The 18,407-nt window shown below is 68.1% G+C and carries 18 protein-coding genes; 6 read left to right on the top strand and 12 right to left on the bottom strand.

Annotated elements, in window-relative coordinates; translation table 11 throughout:
• Nucleotides 1-80: 80 nt before the first annotated feature.
• Both MRBLWH13_RS02265 and MRBLWH13_RS02260 read right to left on the bottom strand, forming a co-directional pair.
• On the bottom strand, nucleotides 81-833 hold the full coding sequence (locus MRBLWH13_RS02265; RefSeq protein ID WP_341958373.1) for an SURF1 family cytochrome oxidase biogenesis protein: 753 nt from the start codon (nucleotides 831-833) through the stop codon (nucleotides 81-83).
• A 58-nt stretch (nucleotides 834-891) separates the two neighbouring features.
• Nucleotides 892-2,007: a GuaB3 family IMP dehydrogenase-related protein gene (locus MRBLWH13_RS02260; protein ID WP_056508361.1), complete on the bottom strand. Its 1,116-nt coding sequence runs from the start codon at nucleotides 2,005-2,007 to the stop codon at nucleotides 892-894.
• A 76-nt stretch (nucleotides 2,008-2,083) separates the two neighbouring features.
• Here MRBLWH13_RS02260 and MRBLWH13_RS02255 point away from each other — a divergent pair, with 76 nt between their 5' ends.
• Nucleotides 2,084-3,166 carry an FAD-dependent oxidoreductase gene (locus MRBLWH13_RS02255; RefSeq protein WP_341956709.1) on the top strand — a complete coding sequence of 361 codons (1,083 nt, stop codon included), beginning with the start codon at nucleotides 2,084-2,086 and terminating at the stop codon, nucleotides 3,164-3,166.
• Nucleotides 3,167-3,176: 10 nt separating this feature from the next.
• Here the strand turns inward: MRBLWH13_RS02255 and MRBLWH13_RS02250 are convergent, their stop codons facing one another.
• The 9 genes from MRBLWH13_RS02250 to MRBLWH13_RS02210 all read right to left on the bottom strand — a co-directional run bounded on the left by MRBLWH13_RS02250 (nucleotide 3,177) and on the right by MRBLWH13_RS02210 (nucleotide 11,910).
• The gene (locus MRBLWH13_RS02250) at nucleotides 3,177-4,865 is read right to left on the bottom strand and encodes an ATP-binding cassette domain-containing protein (protein WP_341956708.1); all 1,689 of its coding nucleotides are present in this window, start codon (nucleotides 4,863-4,865) and stop codon (nucleotides 3,177-3,179) included.
• Nucleotides 4,866-4,939: 74 nt separating this feature from the next.
• A complete protein-coding gene (locus MRBLWH13_RS02245) occupies nucleotides 4,940-6,718 on the bottom strand; it encodes an ATP-binding protein (protein ID WP_341956707.1) in 1,779 nt (592 codons plus the stop codon).
• A complete protein-coding gene (locus MRBLWH13_RS02240) occupies nucleotides 6,715-7,062 on the bottom strand; it encodes a response regulator (RefSeq protein ID WP_341956706.1) in 348 nt (115 codons plus the stop codon). Before MRBLWH13_RS02240 ends, MRBLWH13_RS02245 begins: the two co-directional genes overlap by 4 nt.
• Nucleotides 7,059-7,202 (bottom strand): hypothetical protein, encoded by a 144-nt coding sequence (locus tag MRBLWH13_RS02235; RefSeq protein WP_341956705.1) that lies wholly within the window; start codon nucleotides 7,200-7,202, stop codon nucleotides 7,059-7,061. Before MRBLWH13_RS02235 ends, MRBLWH13_RS02240 begins: the two co-directional genes overlap by 4 nt.
• Nucleotides 7,199-8,686: a glycosyltransferase family 2 protein gene (locus tag MRBLWH13_RS02230; protein WP_341956704.1), complete on the bottom strand. Its 1,488-nt coding sequence runs from the start codon at nucleotides 8,684-8,686 to the stop codon at nucleotides 7,199-7,201. The genes MRBLWH13_RS02235 and MRBLWH13_RS02230 overlap by 4 nt, the downstream gene beginning before the upstream one ends.
• Nucleotides 8,686-9,402, bottom strand: a complete 717-nt coding sequence (locus tag MRBLWH13_RS02225; RefSeq protein WP_341956703.1) for a PHP domain-containing protein — start codon at nucleotides 9,400-9,402, stop codon at nucleotides 8,686-8,688. Before MRBLWH13_RS02225 ends, MRBLWH13_RS02230 begins: the two co-directional genes overlap by 1 nt.
• A complete protein-coding gene (locus tag MRBLWH13_RS02220; RefSeq protein ID WP_341956702.1) occupies nucleotides 9,399-10,388 on the bottom strand; it encodes an ATP-grasp domain-containing protein in 990 nt (329 codons plus the stop codon). The genes MRBLWH13_RS02225 and MRBLWH13_RS02220 overlap by 4 nt, the downstream gene beginning before the upstream one ends.
• The gene (locus MRBLWH13_RS02215; RefSeq protein WP_341956701.1) at nucleotides 10,388-11,431 is read right to left on the bottom strand and encodes a response regulator; all 1,044 of its coding nucleotides are present in this window, start codon (nucleotides 11,429-11,431) and stop codon (nucleotides 10,388-10,390) included. The genes MRBLWH13_RS02220 and MRBLWH13_RS02215 overlap by 1 nt, the downstream gene beginning before the upstream one ends.
• Before the next feature lie 164 nt (nucleotides 11,432-11,595).
• A complete protein-coding gene (locus tag MRBLWH13_RS02210) occupies nucleotides 11,596-11,910 on the bottom strand; it encodes a DUF2277 domain-containing protein (RefSeq protein WP_341958370.1) in 315 nt (104 codons plus the stop codon).
• A gap of 131 nt (nucleotides 11,911-12,041) precedes the next feature.
• Between MRBLWH13_RS02210 and MRBLWH13_RS02205 the strand changes: the two genes are divergently transcribed.
• Complete coding sequence (locus MRBLWH13_RS02205; RefSeq protein ID WP_341956700.1) at nucleotides 12,042-12,458, top strand: DUF4190 domain-containing protein; 417 nt, start codon at nucleotides 12,042-12,044, stop codon at nucleotides 12,456-12,458.
• Nucleotides 12,459-12,513: 55 nt separating this feature from the next.
• Here the strand turns inward: MRBLWH13_RS02205 and guaB are convergent, their stop codons facing one another.
• Entirely contained in the window at nucleotides 12,514-14,016 is a 1,503-nt protein-coding gene (gene guaB, locus MRBLWH13_RS02200; RefSeq protein WP_056309221.1) for an IMP dehydrogenase, read from the bottom strand.
• A 300-nt stretch (nucleotides 14,017-14,316) separates the two neighbouring features.
• Here guaB and MRBLWH13_RS02195 point away from each other — a divergent pair, with 300 nt between their 5' ends.
• The 4 genes from MRBLWH13_RS02195 to MRBLWH13_RS02180 are packed head-to-tail and all read left to right on the top strand — an operon-like array spanning nucleotide 14,317 to nucleotide 18,383.
• Complete coding sequence (locus MRBLWH13_RS02195; RefSeq protein WP_341956699.1) at nucleotides 14,317-15,633, top strand: branched-chain amino acid ABC transporter permease; 1,317 nt, start codon at nucleotides 14,317-14,319, stop codon at nucleotides 15,631-15,633.
• A 2-nt stretch (nucleotides 15,634-15,635) separates the two neighbouring features.
• Entirely contained in the window at nucleotides 15,636-16,613 is a 978-nt protein-coding gene (locus MRBLWH13_RS02190; RefSeq protein WP_056508340.1) for a branched-chain amino acid ABC transporter permease, read from the top strand.
• 46 nt (nucleotides 16,614-16,659) lie between these two features.
• Nucleotides 16,660-17,625, top strand: a complete 966-nt coding sequence (locus MRBLWH13_RS02185; protein ID WP_341958368.1) for an ABC transporter ATP-binding protein — start codon at nucleotides 16,660-16,662, stop codon at nucleotides 17,623-17,625.
• Nucleotides 17,622-18,383 carry an ABC transporter ATP-binding protein gene (locus MRBLWH13_RS02180; RefSeq protein ID WP_341956698.1) on the top strand — a complete coding sequence of 254 codons (762 nt, stop codon included), beginning with the start codon at nucleotides 17,622-17,624 and terminating at the stop codon, nucleotides 18,381-18,383. The genes MRBLWH13_RS02185 and MRBLWH13_RS02180 overlap by 4 nt, the downstream gene beginning before the upstream one ends.
• The last annotated feature ends 24 nt before the right edge of the window (nucleotides 18,384-18,407 follow it).

The following is an 18,407-nucleotide window of genomic DNA, read 5'->3' as shown; positions in this document are numbered from 1 at the left end:
AACGACCCCTGACGAAGGTGGAATATCGCCTGCATCCGCGCTCGGATGCGCACGAGGTCGCGCGCAGAAGCGCGTCGGGATCAGGCCGACTCGCCCGCCACGGCGTCTTCGAACTCCTCGACCTCGCGCTCCCAGGCATCCTTCGCGAGTCGGTACCAGAGGTAGAACGCGAAGCCCGCGAAGATCGCCCACTCGACCGCGTAGAAGACGTTGAGCCAGTTCACCGGCGACATCTCGTCGGGCGCCGGGGAGGAGATGTCCGACAGGCCGGCCGCAGCCGTCTGCGATGCGAGGTACGGCCGATACACGTCGAGCTGATCGATGTCGTGCCAGTGGCTGAGCAGCGCGGCGGTGGACATCTTGTCCATGCGCTGCGGGTCATCCTTGGGCGGAACCGCTGGGCCTTCATCCGAGATGAGGCGTCCGGTGATCGAGGCCTCCGCCTCTCCCGCGTTCAGCTTCTCGACGGCGTCATCGGCGACGGCACGGTCGGCCGTCCAGCCGATCGCCACGGCGATCGAGGTGCGATCGGCGACCCGCAGCTGGCCGGTGACCCAGTAGCCCTCGACGTCGTCGTTGAAACGGCTCGACACCACGAGGAAGTCATCCGGAACCCAGGTGCCCGACGTCTCGACCTTCTGACCGACGAGCGGCTCAGGCAGGTAGACGCCCGGCTCGACCACATCGGTCAGCGGACGCACCTCCTCGGTCACGCCGGCGGGCGGCGGGTCGGTCTCGATCGCACGCTCGAGCTGCCACTGACCGAGCCAGGCGAACACGCCGGCGACGACCAGGCACAGCACGAGCATCCCGATCCAGCGTCCCCGGAGCATGACCTCGCGAAGGGTCGGTGGGAACAGTGCGGGTGAAGTCACGGTGACGAGCGGAGCCTCAGGCCTCGTAGGGTGCGAGGACGACCTCGACCCGCTGGAACTCCTTGAGGTCGGAGTATCCGGTGGTGGCCATCGACTTGCGGAGCGCGCCGATCAGGTTCGCCGTGCCGTCGGCGACGGGTGCGGGACCGTAGAGGATCTCCTCGAGGGTGCCGATGCCGCCGACCTCGACGCGGCGACCGCGCGGGAGCTTCGGGTGGTGCGCCTCGGGGCCCCAGTGGAAGCCACGGCCGGGTGCGTCGGTGGCGCGAGCGAGCGCGACACCGAGCATGACGGCGTCCGCTCCCATCGCGAGCGCCTTGACGATGTCGCCGGACGTGCCGACTCCGCCGTCGGCGATCACGTGCACGTAGCGTCCGCCCGACTCGTCGAGGTAGTCGCGCCGAGCAGCCGCGACGTCCGAGACGGCCGTCGCCATCGGCGCGTGGATGCCGAGCGTGGCGCGGGTGGTCGATGCCGCTCCCCCGCCGAAGCCGACGAGCACGCCGGCAGCGCCCGTGCGCATCAGATGCAGCGCGGCCGTGTAGGTGGCTGCGCCGCCGACGATCACGGGCACGTCGAGGTCGTAGATGAACTTCTTGAGGTTCAGCGGCTCGTCGACGCTCGACACGTGCTCGGCCGAGACCGTCGTGCCGCGGATCACGAACAGATCGACGCCTGCAGCGGCGACGGTGTCGTAGAACTCCTGCGTGCGCTGCGGGGTCAGGGAGCCGGCGACGGTCACACCGGCCTCGCGGATCTCGGCGAGGCGCTGCGTGATGAGGGCGGGCTTGATCGGCTCCGCGTAGAGCTGCTGCATCCGCGCGGTCGCCTGGCCCTCGTCGAGACCGGCGATCTCGGCGAGCAGCGGCTCGGGGTTCTCGTACCGGGTCCACAGCCCCTCGAGGTCGAGCACACCCAGACCGCCGAGCTGCCCCAGCATGATCGCCGTCTGCGGACTCACGACGGAGTCCATCGGGGCGCCCAGCACCGGGATGCCGAAGCCGAAGGCGTCGATCGTCCAGGCGGTCGACACATCCTCAGGGTTGCGCGTGCGCCTCGACGGCACCACCGCGATGTCGTCGAACGTGTACGCGCGGCGTGCGCGCTTGCCTCGGCCGAGCTCGATCTCCATGGTCACCACTCCAGACTACCGGGCGCACGCGGAGGTACCGACGGCTGGGACACTGGGAGGGAGGTCAGGAGGCAGTATGTCGGTGGATGCCGTGGAGATCGCCGTCGTCGGAGGCGGCGTGATGGGGCTCGCCACCGCGTGGGAGCTGACCAGACGCGGTCATCGACCGGTGGTGTTCGAGCGCTTCGCCCGCGGGCATCGCGAAGGAGCCTCGCACGGGGCGACGCGCAACTTCAACAACGCCTACGACGAGGAGCACTACCTCGATCTGCTCCTCCGTGCGCGGGACGGCTGGGACGCCCTCGGCACGGTCGACGGCGAGCCACTGCTGCGCCTGCACGGCCTGGTCACGCACGGCGATCTCGATGCGTCCTCGGTCGAGCACCGCCTCCATGAGCGGGGCATCCACGCCGAGATCCTGTCCCCCGCCGAGGCGTCGTCCCGCTGGCCGGGCATGCGGTTCGCCGATCCGGTGCTGTTCTCCCGAGACGCGGGGGTGGCTCGAGCATCCGCCGCCCTGCGGGAACTCGAGCGACGCATCGTCGACGCGGGAGGTGAGGTGCGCTGGGAGACCCCGGTCGCGCGGGTCGACGAAACGGATGCCGGTGTCGAACTCGTGCTCGCCGACGAGCGGATCCACGCCGAGGTCGCCGTCGTCACAGTGGGTGCCTGGACCGAGCGGATGCTCCCCGGCATCCGACTCCCCCGGCTCGACGTCACCGAGGAGACGCCCGCCCACTTCCGGCCCGTCGACGGGTCGGCCTGGCCGTCGTTCAACCACTACGTCGACCCCGACCGCTATCCGGCGACGGTGTACGGCATGCCGACTCCGGGCGAGGGTGTCAAGGTCGGGTTCCACCGGGTCGGCGATGCGGTCGACCCCGATGCGCGCCCGCACCTGACGACCCACGCCGATGCGCTCGCCGACTACGTGCGCGAATGGATGCCCGGCCTCGACGCGGCATCCGCCGTCCCGATCAGCTGCACCTACACCTCGACGGACGACAGCGCCTTCGTGCTCGATCGACGGGGACGGATCGTGGTGGGCGCGGGCTTCTCGGGGCACGGATTCAAGTTCGCACCGGGAGTGGGCGCCACCCTCGCCGACCTTGCGCTCGACCCGACCGCACTCGCGGCCGAGCCCTTCCGCCTGCCGTGACCTGTCGGCCTCAGCGGGACCGCGCGACGCGACGTTCATCCCACACGGGGGCGCCCGCCTCGTACACCTCCCCGTCCGAGCCGAACACGAGGAACCGATCGAACGACCGCGCGAACCAGCGGTCGTGGGTGACCACGAGCACGGTGCCCTCGAATCGCGCCAGCGCGTCTTCGAGCGCCTCGGCCGACTCGATGTCGAGGTTGTCGGTCGGCTCGTCGAGCAGAAGCAGCGTCGCACCGGAGAGCTCGAGAAGCAGCACTTGGAACCGTGCCTGCTGCCCTCCCGACAGCGATTCGAAGGTCTGCTGCGCCTGGCGCACGAGCCCGTAGCGGTCGAGCGCCGAGCTCGCGGCATCCCGCGGCATCCCCGCTCGTCGTTCGTCACCGCGGTGCAGGATCTCGAGCAGCGTGCGCCCCACGAACTCGGGGTGCGCGTGCGTCTGCGCGAACAGACCGGGAACCACCCGTGCACCGAGGACCGCTCGGCCGGAGTGCGCCACCTCGGAGAGCTGCTCCCCCGTCGAGGTCACGTGACCGAGGGTCGAGTCCGGGTCGCTCCCTCCGCGGGCCAGCAGGCGCAGGAAGTGCGACTTGCCCGAGCCGTTGGAGCCCAGCACGGCGACGCGATCTCCGTACCAGACCTCCGCGTCGAAGGGGCGCATCAGCCCGGTGAGCTCCAGCCGCTCCGCGACGACCGCGCGCTTGCCGGTGCGCGAACCGCGTAGGCGCATGTCGAACTCCTGGGCAGGAGGTCGCTCCTGCGGCGGACCCGCATCTTCGAACTTGCGGAGACGGGTCTGGACCGCCTGGTATCTCGAGGCGAACCCGTCGTTCGCCGAGGCTTTCACCTTGAGGTTCGCGACCAGGATGCGCAGCTTCTCGTGCTGCTCGTCCCACCGCTGACGCAGCTCGTCGAGACGGTCCATCCGGTCGCTGCGCGCCTGGTGATAGGTCGCGAAGCCGCCGCCGTGCACCCACGCAGACGCCCCTGCCCCTCCCGGTTCGAGAGTGACGAGCCGGTCGACGGCGCGTGCGAGGAGCTCGCGGTCGTGCGACACGAGAAGCACGGTCTTCGGGGTCTGGCGCAGCTGCTCCTCGAGCCAGCGCTTGGTCGGCACGTCGAGGTAGTTGTCGGGCTCATCGAGAAGCAGCACCTCGTCGGGGCCGCGCAGCAGCGCCTCGAGCGCGAGACGCTTCTGCTCCCCTCCCGAGAGCGTGGTCAGCTCGCGGAAGCGCGCTCGCTCGTAGGGCACCCCGAGGGCCTCCACCGTGCACTGATCCCAGATCGTCTCGTGCTCGTATCCGCCGGCGTCCGCGTACTCGGCGATCGCCGTCGCGTACGCCATCTGGGTGTCGTGCTCGTCCCGCTCGATCAGCGCGTTCTCGGCTTCTTCGAGTGCTTCGGCCGCCTGGCGGATCCGTCGAGGCGCGACGCGCACCAGCAGCTCATGAACGGTCTGGCCTGCTTCGCCGTGTCCGACGAACTGATCCATGACTCCGAGCCCGCCGTCGATCGTGACGACACCGGAGTCGGCTGCCTGATCGCCGCGGATGATTCGGAGCAACGTCGTCTTGCCCGCACCGTTCGGTCCGATCAGCGCGCTCGTCGAACCGGAACCGACGCGGAACGTCGCTTCGTCCAACAGCGGTCTGCCGTCGGGGAGGGTCAGCGAGACCCCAGCTACATCGATATATCCCACCGTGCGTGGCCGTCCTTCCGCCCGCATGGCGAGCCGACCAGGCTATCAGGAAGCAGGCCGGTGGTCGATCGCACCTACCGGACGACCTGGATGGCTTCCGTGCGAGGGGCGGCGGGAAGGATCATCCGGAACTCGGTGCCGACGCCCTCCTTGCTCGTCACGTCCATGGATCCGCCGTGGGCGAGCATGATCGCCCGGGTGATCGTGAGCCCGAGCCCCACCCCGGGGACCGCGTTCTGCGTCGCCGTCGATGCGCGGAAGAAACGTGTGAACAGCATTCCCTGCTCGTCTTCCGGGATCCCGACGCCGGTGTCCCTGACCGCGAGCTCGACCGCTCCGTCGAGCATCCGCACGCTCGCCGTGACCCGCCCGCCGGAGCCCGTGAACTTGATCGCGTTCGAGAGGAGGTTGTCGAGCGCCTGACCGATCCGCCCCGAGTCGATCGACAGACGCACAGGAGCAGTCGGCACCTCCGCGACGATCTCGATCCCCTCGCGCTGCGCATGGGGTCCGGCGGACTCCACGGCGTTGCGCACGAGCTCGACGACGTCCGCCTCTCGGCGCTCGAGCGGGAACCTGCCGGACTCGACCTGAGCGGTGAAGAGGAGGTCGCCCACGAGATTGAGCAGTCTCTGCGCGTTGCGCTCGATGATCCCGACGAACTCCTGCTGATCGGTCGTGAGCGGCTGCGCCGGGTCGTTCTGCAGCAGATCGAGGAATCCGATGATCGCGCTCAGCGGTGTGCGCAGCTCATGCGAGATCATGCCGACGAACTCGTCCTTCATGCGCGCGACCTCGACCGCCCGGGTCTCATCGGTGATCACGAGCAGGTAGCCGTGTCTGGAGCCGTCCGAGTCCTGGTACGGCGACACCGTCATACGCGCCGGCACGGAGGATCCGCCGACCGTCGTGACGTCGATGTGCGAGTCGACCGACAGTCCCGAGTCGGCCTCGTCGAAGAGTGCCCGCAGTCCGGGATGCAGCCGGTCTTCGCTGCTCATCGCCGCCGAGGCCGGTGCGAACTGCGCGAGCATGGCCGAGTCGAAGAAGCGGTCGGCCCTCACGCCCGCGAGGGCGTCGCGCACAGGCATGCCGAGAAGCCGCACGGCTCCGGGGTTCCACGCCGTGATCGTGCCGCAGTTGTCGGTCGCGATGACCGCCTGTCCGGTGATCGAATTCCAGAGGCTGGCGAACGATTCCGACAGCCCGCGGTACTGCTGCTCGCTGGCGCTGAGCTTCTCGAGCATCGCCTGATTCGCGACCAGTGCGGCGGTCCGCTCGGCGACGAGCGCCTCGGCCTGCGACGTGCGCAGCCGCTGGAGTCTGGAGAGCTCGTTCACGATCGCACCCACCGTCGCGAACACGAGCGGCCCGATGATGCCGCGCAGCCAGGCGGCCGAATCCTCGGGCGGATCGATGATGTTCGGCATCAGCAGGGCGATCGACGTGAAGATCCCGACGATGAGGACCTGCTTGCGACCGGGAGCCGCGGCGATCCAGATCACGGGCAGGAGCACGAGGGACGAGAAGAGCGACGTCGCTCCGCCGGTGCCTGCGCGCAGCGCGCCGATACCGAGGATGCTGACGATCGGGATCAGCATCGCCGCCCAGCCGTCGTACACCCCGCGCGCGGAGAGGACTGCCGCCAGCGCGGTGACCGCGGCCACGGCGAGGATGCCGGTGATCGCGACGACCCCGTCGGTGACGGGCACCCCGGGGATCGCCCACATCAGGAGTGCCGCGATCCCGACGGCGATCGCCGTGGGGCCCTGCTTGATCAGAGGCGTCGGATTGTCGAAGTACTTCCGCCATCCCCGCTCCATCGACGCCTGCACGACGTTCGTCGTGGTCACCGGGCCACCCCTCGGAGCAGCCGGCGCAGGTCGGCGCCGACGATCGGCTTCGGCAGCGCCGCATCGGCATCCGGATAGTCGGCCACGTCGAGCACCGAGCTCACGATGAGGAAGCAGTCCGGAAATCTCGCCTGCACGAGGCGTGCGCACTCCTCGCCGGTGATGCCGGGGAGCAGGAGGTCGATCACCGCGACGGCCGGGTTCATCCCCGCGAAGGCGGCGATCGCGGTCTCCGCGTCCATCGCCGCGAACACATCGAATCCCTCACGGTCGAGATACCGCCGCAGGAGATCCATCTGATCAGCGCTGTCCTCGACGACGAGGGCCAGCGGCCGCGCGCTCATCGCAGGAACAGCTCTCGCACGACGACGATCACGACGACGATGCCGAGAGCGAGGAGCGCCTGAGGGATGAGGCGCTTCTCGCGACGGGCGTCCGTCGCGATCTCCTCCTCCTCGACGCTGCGCGAAGGTGCTTCGGTCATGAGTCGACCCGTCCGATCTTCTCGGTCTTTATCCACGCGGCGTCGGCATGACGCCATTCCTTGATGTACGAATCGACGGTGATGGCGCAGAGCAGGGAGCCGTATCCGCACACGTACAGGAGCAGCCCGGCGAAGAACCGTCCGCCGGGGAGCGGCTCGACGGTGCGCGCGAGCCAGATGCCGAGCATCGAGATCGGACCCCAGAGATAGAAGATGATCGCCCACGTGAATCGGGTCTGGTCGGTGACCGCGAGTCCGAGTTCGCTCAGCCCCGCCTCGAACAGCCAGGGGAAGAGGGCGATCGCCATGAGCAGCAGAGCACCGAGCCCCGGGAACATCAGGGCCTCACGCCACGACTGACGTCCGATCCGCGGATCCAGCTGAACCGCATACAGCATCGAGAAGAGGTAGATGCAGGCGGCCGCGATCCACATGAAGCGGAACACGAACTCGGCGATGTCGCTGTGCAGGAGCAGCAGCGTGAGAAGGGCCGCAGCCGCGAGGAGCATGAACGCCGGGAGGAGCAGGATCGTGAACCACGCGAGTCCGAACGAGAAGCTTCCCAGATTGTGCACCGTGCTCGGGCGGAACCAGAGGCTGCGATAGATCGAGGTCAGTTGCACGTTGCCTCGCGCCCATCGCAGTCGCTGCTTCCAGAGGCTGTCGATCGTGCGGGGCTCTTCGGCGAGAACGACCGCGTGCGGTTCGAAGACCATGCGCCGGCCGGCGAGCTGTCCCTCGAACGTCGTCATGGTGTCCTCGGCGAGCGTGCCGGTCGGGATTCGACCGCCGATCGCCTCGAGGTTCGCGCGCGAGTGCAGCTGTGCTCCTCCGGCGAGGCAGGCGATCGCGCCACCCACGTTCTGGGTACGGCGTGCGGAGAGCTGGCCGATCACGTACTCGATCGCGATGAAGCGCGTCAGATAGTTGCGGTCTCGGCTGCCCTCGGCGATGTACGCGGTGACCGCCCCGACCTTCTCGTCGGCGAGGTGCCTGCTCATCTTGCGCAGCGAGTCGCGCGCGAAGATCACGTCGGCATCCATGATGAGCACGGCCTCGGTCCACTCGTCCGCGAGGACGATCTCGAGCCCGTGATTGAGAGTGTGCGCCTTGCCCTGTCCCCCCTGCTCGCGGCGCAGGTGCACGACGCGACCGGGATACGCCTGGGCCTTCGCCGCCACGACCGCGGGGGTGTCGTCGGTCGACGCGTCATCGATCACGAAGATCCGGAGGCGATCCGCCGGATACTCGAGCTGCGTCAGCCGGTCGATCGCCTGGCCCAGCACGAGGCCCTCGTTCCAGGCGGGGATCAGCACGGCGATGCGAGGGTGATACGGAGCGGCCTTGCTGTAGTGATTGCGGAACGCGTGCAGGGGCAGCACGAGGAACTGCAGGCCCGTATTGACGACGGGCAGCGTGCCGACGAAAACGCAGATCAGCAGAATGACGACCACGACGGTCTCGACCCAGGTGAGCTCCGGCATCAGCGCTGCGCCGCTCGGTCGCCCAGGAGCTCGGCGACGCGCGAATAGCGCCCCACCTCGGACGCCACGTGGCTGTCGGTGGAGGCGACGAGCTCGGCGCCTGCATCGCGCAGGGCATCGAGCAGGGGGATGCCGGGACACCCCCACTTCTCGTTCACCTCGACCATCGTGTCGGTCTCTGCGGCGGCCGTCGCCCAGGCGGCGGCCCGTTCCGCGCCGAGATCGTCTTCGCCCAGCCCGATCTTCGGGAGGAGGGAGAAGCAGTGCGCCAGCTGATTGCCCGGGTGGCGGCGCATGGCCGCGATCAGGGCGGACACCAGCTGGTCCAGTGCATCGTCGGCACCCCAGCCCGCGGCGATCCGCTCGCGCACTGCGCTCGGGCTGAGCGGCCCATCGACCCCCGGGAACTGGTGGTCCGCGATCAGAATCCGGTCGATCCCCGCAGGCAGCACGGGGATGTCGAGCTCACCCGATGCATCCAGGATCTTCGCCTCCACACCGGTCAGGACCGTGAGCCCCTCCGGAACGTGCAGAGCGCGCACCGCGGTGAGGTACTCGGGAACCCAGGTGGTGGTGCGGCGGACGTGGTCGACGAGGCGGAGCGTCTCGAGGCCCGCGACGGATGCCGCCGTCACGTTCTCGGCCAGCGTCGACACGGCATCGTCCGAGAACGTCGAGTGGACGTGATGATCGCCGCTCAGCAGGGCGTGGGTCACAGCTCCTCCTGATGTCCGGCGTGCGCGGACACGAGCACCTCGTCGACCTCGACGATGATGTCTTCGAGAAAGCGCACGGAGGCGACCTCACGGAAGGGGATGCTCGCGGGGATGCTCCGCCCGAGGAACAGGTCCGCGACGAGCGAGGGGATGTCCACCCCAGCTGCGACGGTGAGCGGAAGGGCTCCGGGGAACCGCGGGTTGACTTCGAGCAGCACGGCCCGCCCCTCGCGGTCACGGCGGAGCTGCACGTTCGCGACGCCGACGAGACCGATCGCCCGCGCGATGGCGGCGGCAGTCTCCTCGAGCTCAGGGTCGTGCACGGTGCGACCGGCGATCGCCACGCCCGAGTCGACTCTGGCGCGGGTGCGGGGCACGGCGGCGACCACGGTTCCGGCGGCATCCGCGATCACGTCGACCGAGTACTCCTCGCCCGGAAGGTAGTCCTGGACGATGAGTCCTTCATCCAGCGGCAGCGATTCGAGCGCCGCGCGATCGGCGACCATGCGGATGCCCCGACTGCCCGCGCCCTGACGGGGCTTGGCGAAGACCGGGAATTCCCAGTCGACGGCGGCAGCGTCAGCCCCGGCGAGCACCGTGCGCGGAGTGCGACCGGTGGACTCGCAGCGCTCGGCGAGCAGGAGCTTGTCGAGCGCCGTCGAGAGCGTGTCCTGGGAAGGAGCGGCGAGCACGGCGGGAGCGAGTTCGTCGCGGCGGCCGGCCAGCGCGATCAGCTCGACGTCGACGGTCGAGATCACGAGGTCGAGACGGTCCTCTGCCACCATCCGCGAGATCGCCGGCACGAAGTCCTCGTCTCGCCCCGGCGGCACGAGCCGTCGATGCGTGGCGGGCACCAGATAGATGCCGCTCGCCCAGCCGTCCATGTCGGCGGCGAAGACCTCGAGGTCGGAGCGACGCAGGAGGGAGCGGATCACCGCGACTCCGGCGGGGCCGCCCGCACCGGTCACCAGCACGCGTGCAGTCATCAGCTCTCCCGTCGTGCGAGTTCGTGCGCACCGATGAACTCCGCGGTCTCGCGCACGACCTCGAGCGGCTCCACGGCCATTCCCCCGCCGAAACGCGACCAGTATCGGGCGGTGGCGCTCACGAAGTCGGGCTCGAGGTAGTCGCGCGTCGCGGTCTGCGAGACGAAGCACTCGAGCAGCCGCAGCTTCTGAGGGAGATCCTGGTCGATGCGGACGAAGCGCGTCGGCCGGAAGTCGATCGTCGACGAGGGGCTCTGGTAGCAGGCGACGGTGCCCACCCGCCTGGTGGCGGCGATCGTCGCCTCGCTCGCGGCTCGGTGGTCCTGATGACGGTCGTGGCTGGAGTGCGTGTACACGATCGTCGGTCGCACCTCCTGGACGACCTCCTCGATCAGCCGCACCGTCGCGCCGCCTCCGGAGATCTCCGTGTCGACGAGGTCTTTGAGGAAGAGACGGGCACCCAGCATGTCGGCCGAGGCCAGTGACTCATGCTGACGGCTCTCCGCGTCTCCCCCGCGTGAGCCGCGAGAGAGAGTGAGCACCGTGATCGAGTCGCCCGCGCGTGCGTGGGCGGCGAGGATGCCCCCGACGCCGATCTCGACGTCATCGGGGTGCGCACCGATCGCGAGAACCACCTCGGGTGAGCGATTCGCCTCACGTCTGGCGCGCCCCTCGGCCGCGAGCCTCGTGACGGCCTCGACCAGTCGCGCGTTGTCGAGAGGCTTGGTCAGGAACTCGTCAGCCTGCGCTCGTAGCGCCGAGACGGCGTACTCGACCGAGACATGCGCGGTCATCACGATCACAGGGACGAGCGGATCCTTCCGACGGAGTTCCGCGAGGAGCTCGAGTCCGTCGAGACCGGGCATCTCGATGTCGGTGACGACCACGTCGGGGCTGAAGCCTGCGAGGCGTTCGACGGCTGCAAGGCCGTCATCGGCCACCACGACTTCGCAGCCGGCCCGCCTCTCGAGCACGGTCTTCACGAGCAGGGCGACGTCCGGGTCGTCGTCGACGACCAGGACGCGGGGTGCATCCTGAGGCATATCTGCAGCTCTCAATGGGGAGGTTCCCTGCCGGTCATGCTCCGGCAAGCGGCTCGCGACGCCCTTCGCGTCACGAGCCCGAGGAAAATCGAGCGGGTATCCCTAAATACTGGCATACCGAGTCGCCACCGGATGTGACTCGATCCCGCGGGCCTCCGCTCGCGTCAGGAAGCGGTGCGCGCAGCCCGCTTCTCCTCTTGGAACACACGGATCGCCTCGTACCGCTCGGCCGAACGCGCACGCCGTTTGGTCGCCTCGGCTTCACGATTCTTGCGCGGCGCGGTGGTCGTCAGATCGTCGACGAGCGCTCTGGTGGCGCGCGCGATCTCTTCGACGGCGCGATCGAACACCTCCTGGTTCGCTCGGGACGGCGACGTGGTTCCCGCGATCTTGCGCACGAACTGCAACGCCGCGTCATGACACTCGTGGTCTGTGGCGGCGGGCTCGAGGTTGTTCAGGGGAACGATGTTGCGGCACATACCGGCACGGTACGCCGCCTCGCGGACATGCGAAAGGCTCGTGCGAGGGATGGCGCGCACGGCGCGCGCCTCAGTACGCTCGGCTACGAGCGCGGCGACCCCAGCGACCGCCCATGCAGAACGGAGCGACCATGACGAACCCGCCACCGCCCGGAGACCCGCAGTACACCCCGCCGGCATGGGACGGCAACGCCCCCGCCGCAGACCCTGCCACGAACCCCGCCGCATACCCGGTCGCCGGCCCCGGCTATGCGACCCCGCCGCCCGCACCTGCAGGGAACGGACTCGCGATCGCCGGACTCGTCCTGGCTTTCGTGGTCGCCCCGCTCGGTCTCATCCTCAGCATCGTCGCCGCCGTCAAGCTCGGCAAGGCGGGAGCCTCCAAGGGACTCGCCGTCGCGGGCATCATCGTCGGTGCGGTGATCACGATCCTGTGGATCATCGGCGTCGTACTGGTCGTGACGGTGTTCGCGAACCTGTTCTCGATGTGCGCCGAGCTCGGCCCGGGCGTCTGGCGCGTCGACGGCGTCACCTACACCTGCAACTGAGCACGCGCACAAGAAGGGGCCGGATGCTCTCGCATCCGGCCCCTTCTCTTTCGTCTCAGCGCTTGTAGTTCGGCGCCTCGACCACGATCTGCACGTCATGCGGGTGCGACTCCTTGAGCCCCGCAGCCGTGATGCGCACGAACTTGCCGCGCTGCTTGAGCTCTTCGATGGTGCGAGCGCCGACGTAGAACATCGACTGGCGCAGCCCGCCGACCAGCTGATATGCGACAGCGGCCACGGGGCCCCGGTAGGGCACCTGGCCCTCGATGCCCTCGGGGATCAGCTTGTCGTCGCTGGGCACGTCGGCCTGGAAGTAGCGATCCTTCGAGTACGAGGTCTGCTTGCCGCGGGTCTGCATGGCTCCGAGCGAGCCCATGCCGCGGTACTGCTTGAACTGCTTGCCCGACTGGAACACGATCTCGCCCGGCGACTCGTCGGTGCCGGCCAGCAGCGAGCCGAGCATGACGGCATCGGCGCCGGCGACGAGCGCCTTGGCGATGTCACCCGAGTACTGCAGCCCCCCGTCGGCGATCACCGGAACACCGGCGGGACGGGCGGCGAGCGACGCCTCGTACACGGCGGTGACCTGCGGCACACCGACTCCGGCGACGACGCGCGTCGTGCAGATCGACCCCGGGCCCACGCCGACCTTGACGGCGTCGACGCCCGCATCGACGAGTGCCTGAGCTCCCTCGCGGGTCGCGACGTTGCCGCCGATGACGTCGATGTGCGCGAAGCTCTCGTCGGCCTTGATGCGCTTGACCAGTTCGATCACGCCCTGGGACTGACCGTTCGCGGTGTCCACGACGAGCACGTCGACGCCCGCGTCGCGCAGCGCCTCCGCACGCTCCCACGCATCCCCGAAGAAGCCGATCGCGGCACCGACGCGCAGACGACCCTGGTCGTCCTTCGTGGCCAGCGGGTACTTCTCGCTCTTGTCGAAGTCCTTGATGGTGATGAGGCCCGCGAGCTTGCCGTCTTCATCGATGAGCGGAAGCTTCTCGACGCGGTGATGCGCGAAGAGGGCGATGACCTCGCCTGCGGCGACGCCCACCGGCGCGGTGACGAGTCCCTCAGACGTCATGACGTCTTTCACGAACGTGGTCTGGCGCTCGAAGCCTGAGACGAAGCGCATGTCGCGGTTCGTGATGATGCCGACGAGGCGTCCGTCGGCGTCGACGACGGGGAGCCCCGAGATGCGGTACTTGGCGCAGAGCGCGTCGACCTCTTCGACGGTCGCGTCCGGCGTCGTCGTGATCGGGTCGGTGATCATGCCCGATTCACTGCGCTTGACGCGGTCGACATGAGCTGCCTGATCGGCGATCGACAGGTTGCGGTGCAGGATGCCGATGCCCCCCTCGCGTGCCATCGCGATCGCCATGCGCGACTCGGTCACGGTGTCCATCGCGCTGGAGAGCAGCGGAGTCGCGACCGAGATACGGCGAGTGATCCGTGACGAGGTGTCGGCCTCGCTGGGGATGACGTCGGTGTGCCCCGGGAGGAGCAGCACATCGTCGTACGTGAGTCCGACGAAGCCGAAGGGGTCGTGCTGGTCCATGGATTGTCCTCCTGCGGGCGCGATCTGGGGCGAGGGTGTACCAATTCTAAGCGCGAGGAGGCCGAGGAAATTCCCTGCGCCCGCTGACATCGCGCGCAGGACGACACGGGTGACCTATCGGTATTTCGCAACTTCGTGATGGGATCGTTCTCACCGTGAGCAGATCGTGCCTTGGTTGAAACAGAGCCGACACATTACGCTCATACCGTCGTACATCAAGGCCGATGAACAACTCCGTCATGGCCTGTGTACTGGGCTGGAGGTTCTGTGCGTCCGACGATCTCGGCGAATCGAAGCGGAATGCGGTGGGTCATCATCCTGCTCGCGTCGCTGCTCGCCATCGCATTCCTGTGGTTGCAGCCTCCTGCAGCGGCCTCCGCCGAAGAGACGGACGACGGTCAGGAGATCACCGACTTCTACTTCGCCGGTGTCATCACCTTCGATGACGACCCTGTCGAGGGCGTCGTCATGGCGATCAAGGGCAACGGGTTCGAGGGCGAGACCGAGACCGACGCCGAGGGCAAGTGGCGCCTGTACGTTCCCGAGAAGGAGACGTACACGCTCACGGTCGACGAGGACACCCTCCCCGACGGAGTGATCGTGGATCCCGCGCTGCTGCCTGAGGGAACGCAGCCGATCGCCGGGACGACGGCGTCGTTCGAGGTGGAGTTCGGACTCACCGGCACGAAGATCATGAACCTCTTCCTCGGTGAGGGCGAGCGGATGACGACCTCGTTCATCGACCAGCTCGCCTCGCGCCTCGTCGGCGGCCTCAACTTCGGCCTCCTACTGGCCCTCGCCTCGATGGGAGCGGCGCTGATCTACGGCACGACCCGCCTGTCGAACTTCGCCCACGCCGAGATGGTCACCTGGGGCGGCCTGGTCGCCCTGGTGACCACGAGCATCTGGCATCTCGACCTCTGGGTCGGCATCGTGGCCGCCGTGGTCGGCGGCGGTCTGTTCGGCTGGGCCCTGGATGCCGGCATCTGGCGTCCGCTGCGGCGACGCGGCCTCGGAGTCGTGCAGCTGATGATCGTCAGCATCGGACTCTCGCTCGCACTGCGCTACGCCTTCCAGTACTTGATCGGCGGCGGCACCCGGCAGCTCCCCGGAGCCAGCCCCGAGCCTTTCCGATTCGGTCCGATCTCGCTGTCGTACATCGACCTGATCGGCATCGTCGTGAGCATCGTCGTGATCATCGGCGTCGCGTTCTTCCTCACGCGCACCCGCATCGGCAAGGCCACCCGCGCCATCTCCGACAACCCGCAGCTCGCCGCGGCTTCCGGTATCGATGTCGACAAGGTGGTCCGGTACGTCTGGATCCTCGCCGGCACGCTGGCCGCGATCTCGGGCATCCTGTGGGCGTACTTCCGCCCCGGTGTGAAGTGGGACATGGGCATGCAGATGCTGCTGCTCATCTTCGCCGCCATCACGCTCGGTGGTCTCGGAACCGCGTTCGGCGCCCTCGTCGGCTCGCTCATCGTCGGAATCGCGGTCGAGGTCTCCACCCTGTGGATCCCGTCCGACCTCAAGTACGCGAGCGCCCTCGTCGTGCTCATCGTGATCCTCCTGGTGAGGCCGCAAGGTCTGCTCGGACGCAAGGAAAGGTTGGGCTGACCATGGACTTCGGAAGCATCCTCTCCAACACCGCGGTCTATCTGCTCAGCCCGGTCACGATCGCCTATGCGCTGGCGGCGACGGGTCTGGCCGTGCACTTCGGCTATGCGGGCCTCCTGAACTTCGGTATGGCCGCGTTCATGGCCATCGGCGGCTACGGCTACGCCATCTCGGTGCTGACCTTCGGCCTCCCCTGGTGGATCGGCATGTTGATCGGCCTCCTCGGCGGCGCGTTCTTCGCTGTACTCCTCGGCATCCCGACGCTGCGGCTGCGTGCCGACTACCTCGCCATCGCGACCATCGCGGCCGGTGAGATCGTGCGTCTGCTCTTCACGACGCAGATCTTCGACGAGTACACCAATTCGGCCGACGGACTCGCGCAGTTCAACGGCGGATTCCGCGACGCGAACCCGTTCCCCCCTGGCACCTACGGCTTCGGTCCGTGGACGTTCAGCGCCAACGATCTCTGGAACCGCGTGTTCGGGATCATCGTCCTCGCCATCGCGATCCTGCTCGTGTGGGCGCTGATGCGCAGCCCGTGGGGCCGGGTGCTCAAGGGCATCCGCGAAGACGAGGACGCTGTGCGCTCGCTCGGCAAGAACGTCTTCGCCTACAAGATGCAGGCGCTCGTGGTCGGTGGAATGATCGGCGCGGCGGGTGGGATCGTGTTCGTCCTCCCCTCCGCCGTGGTCCCCGGCAGCTACACCACGTCGCTCACCTTCTTCCTGTGGACCGTGCTGCTTCTCGGCGGCGCGGCGACCGTCTTCGGCCCCACGCTCGGCGCGATCCTGTTCTGGGTCGTGTTCGCGTTCATGGCGAACCTGCTTCCGGCTCTGGCGAAGGCGGGCATCCTGCCGATGTCCGACAGTCAGGCCTCGACGCTGGTGTTCATCTTCGTCGGCATCGCCCTGATGCTGCTCGTGATCTTCCGTCCTCAGGGCATCCTCGGAGACAAGAGGGAGATGACCTTTGTCAATTGAACCCACCCCCGACGAGAACGTCGAGGCTGCACCCCAGACCGGCAGCATCCGACGCCCCAAGACCACGGGACTCGCGAAGGGCCCTGCGGCCCCCGGAGTGCCCAAGGTGGACCCGATCCTCGTCGCCGACGCCGTGCAGCGGCGCTTCGGCGGTCTGACCGCCGTCGACGTCGACCACGTCGAGATCCCGCGCGGAGCGATCACCGCTCTGATCGGTCCGAACGGTGCGGGCAAGACCACGCTGTTCAACCTGCTCTGCGGATTCGACAAGCCCAACAGCGGCACCTGGTCGTTCGACGGGAAGAATCTCTCCGGCGTCCCCTCCTTCAAGGTGGCGCGCATGGGGCAGGTGCGCACGTTCCAACTGACCAAGTCGCTGTCGCTGCTCACGGTGCTCGAGAACATGAAGCTCGGAGCCCCCGGCCAGCGCGGAGAGGGCTTCTGGTCGAGCCTCTTCCCGTTCCTGTGGCGCAAGCAGGACCAGGAGATCGAGGTGAAGGCGCGCGAGCTGCTCGCCCGATTCAAGCTCGACGCCAAGGAGAAGGACTTCGCGGCCTCGCTCTCGGGAGGCCAGCGCAAGCTCCTCGAGATGGCCAGGGCGCTCATGAGCGATCCGACCCTGGTGATGCTCGACGAGCCGATGGCAGGTGTCAACCCGGCTCTCACGCAGTCGCTCCTCGACCACATCCTCGATCTCAAGGGACTCGGGATGACGGTGCTGTTCGTCGAGCACGACATGCACATGGTGCGCCACATCGCCGACTGGGTCGTCGTGATGGCCGAGGGCCGCGTCGTCGCGGAAGGTCCGCCCGATGAGGTCATGGAAGATCCCGCGGTGGTCGACGCCTACCTCGGCGCCCACCAGGACCTCGATCTCGGAGCCGTCACCGGTCGCATCCCCGTGATCGAGAACGCCGCCGCCGCGAAGCTCCGCGAGCAGATCGAAGCAGAGGCCGAGGCGGAGCTCGCAGCGACGAGCACCGCCGATCCCGACCAGAAGGGCAACGCATGAGCGCCGAGATCCCCGCAACGTCGCCGACCGACGACGTCGTCGTCGAACTCAAGGACGTGCACGCCGGATACCTGCCGGGGGTGAACATCCTGAACGGCGCCAACCTCGTCGCACGCCAGGGCGAGCTGATCGGCATCATCGGGCCCAACGGCGCGGGCAAGTCGACGCTGTTGAAGTCGATCTTCGGCATGGTCAACGTGCGCAGCGGCGACATCACCGTCAACGGCGAGAGCATCGTCGGGCTCAAGGCCGACAAGCTCGTCAAGCGCGGCGTGGCCTTCGTGCCGCAGACGAACAACGTCTTCCCGTCGCTCTCGATCGAGGAGAACCTGCAGATGGGGCTCTACCAGAACCCCAAGATCTACACGGAGCGTCTCGAGTTCGTCACCGGCATCTTCGCCGAGCTGGGCAAGCGCCTCAAGCAGCGCGCGGGCTCTCTCTCCGGCGGTGAGCGTCAGATGGTGGCGATGTCGCGGGCTCTCATGATGGATCCGTCGGTACTGCTCCTCGACGAACCGTCCGCCGGCCTCTCCCCCGTGCGTCAGGACGACGCGTTCATCCGCGTCTCCGACATCAACAAGGCGGGCGTCACCACCATCATGGTCGAGCAGAACGCACGCCGTTGCCTGCAGATCTGCGATCGCGGCTATGTGCTCGACCAGGGCAAGGACGCCTACGAGGGCACCGGACGCGACCTGCTGAACGATCCGAAGGTCATCGGCCTGTACCTCGGAACGCTCGGTACCGACGCGGCCTGACCGCTCACCACGACAGAGGGACGG

The organism is Microbacterium sp. LWH13-1.2, from assembly GCF_038397735.1.
Classification (GTDB): Bacteria; Actinomycetota; Actinomycetes; order Actinomycetales; family Microbacteriaceae; genus Microbacterium.
This window is presented reverse-complemented; position numbering and strand designations above follow the sequence as displayed.

Bases quoted from the DNA above. Each gene is read 5' to 3' on its own strand.
- MRBLWH13_RS02265 (WP_341958373.1), bottom strand. From the start codon at position 833: ATGCTCCGGGGACGCTGGATCGGGATGCTCGTGCTGTGCCTGGTCGTC.
- MRBLWH13_RS02260 (WP_056508361.1), bottom strand. From the start codon at position 2,007: ATGGAGATCGAGCTCGGCCGAGGCAAGCGCGCACGCCGCGCGTACACG.
- MRBLWH13_RS02255 (WP_341956709.1), top strand. From the start codon at position 2,084: ATGTCGGTGGATGCCGTGGAGATCGCCGTCGTCGGAGGCGGCGTGATG.
- MRBLWH13_RS02240 (WP_341956706.1), bottom strand. From the start codon at position 7,062: ATGAGCGCGCGGCCGCTGGCCCTCGTCGTCGAGGACAGCGCTGATCAG.
- MRBLWH13_RS02235 (WP_341956705.1), bottom strand. From the start codon at position 7,202: ATGACCGAAGCACCTTCGCGCAGCGTCGAGGAGGAGGAGATCGCGACG.
- MRBLWH13_RS02230 (WP_341956704.1), bottom strand. From the start codon at position 8,686: ATGCCGGAGCTCACCTGGGTCGAGACCGTCGTGGTCGTCATTCTGCTG.
- MRBLWH13_RS02220 (WP_341956702.1), bottom strand. From the start codon at position 10,388: ATGACTGCACGCGTGCTGGTGACCGGTGCGGGCGGCCCCGCCGGAGTC.
- MRBLWH13_RS02215 (WP_341956701.1), bottom strand. From the start codon at position 11,431: ATGCCTCAGGATGCACCCCGCGTCCTGGTCGTCGACGACGACCCGGAC.
- MRBLWH13_RS02210 (WP_341958370.1), bottom strand. From the start codon at position 11,910: ATGTGCCGCAACATCGTTCCCCTGAACAACCTCGAGCCCGCCGCCACA.
- MRBLWH13_RS02205 (WP_341956700.1), top strand. From the start codon at position 12,042: ATGACGAACCCGCCACCGCCCGGAGACCCGCAGTACACCCCGCCGGCA.
- guaB (WP_056309221.1), bottom strand. From the start codon at position 14,016: ATGGACCAGCACGACCCCTTCGGCTTCGTCGGACTCACGTACGACGAT.
- MRBLWH13_RS02195 (WP_341956699.1), top strand. From the start codon at position 14,317: ATGCGGTGGGTCATCATCCTGCTCGCGTCGCTGCTCGCCATCGCATTC.
- MRBLWH13_RS02190 (WP_056508340.1), top strand. From the start codon at position 15,636: ATGGACTTCGGAAGCATCCTCTCCAACACCGCGGTCTATCTGCTCAGC.
- MRBLWH13_RS02180 (WP_341956698.1), top strand. From the start codon at position 17,622: ATGAGCGCCGAGATCCCCGCAACGTCGCCGACCGACGACGTCGTCGTC.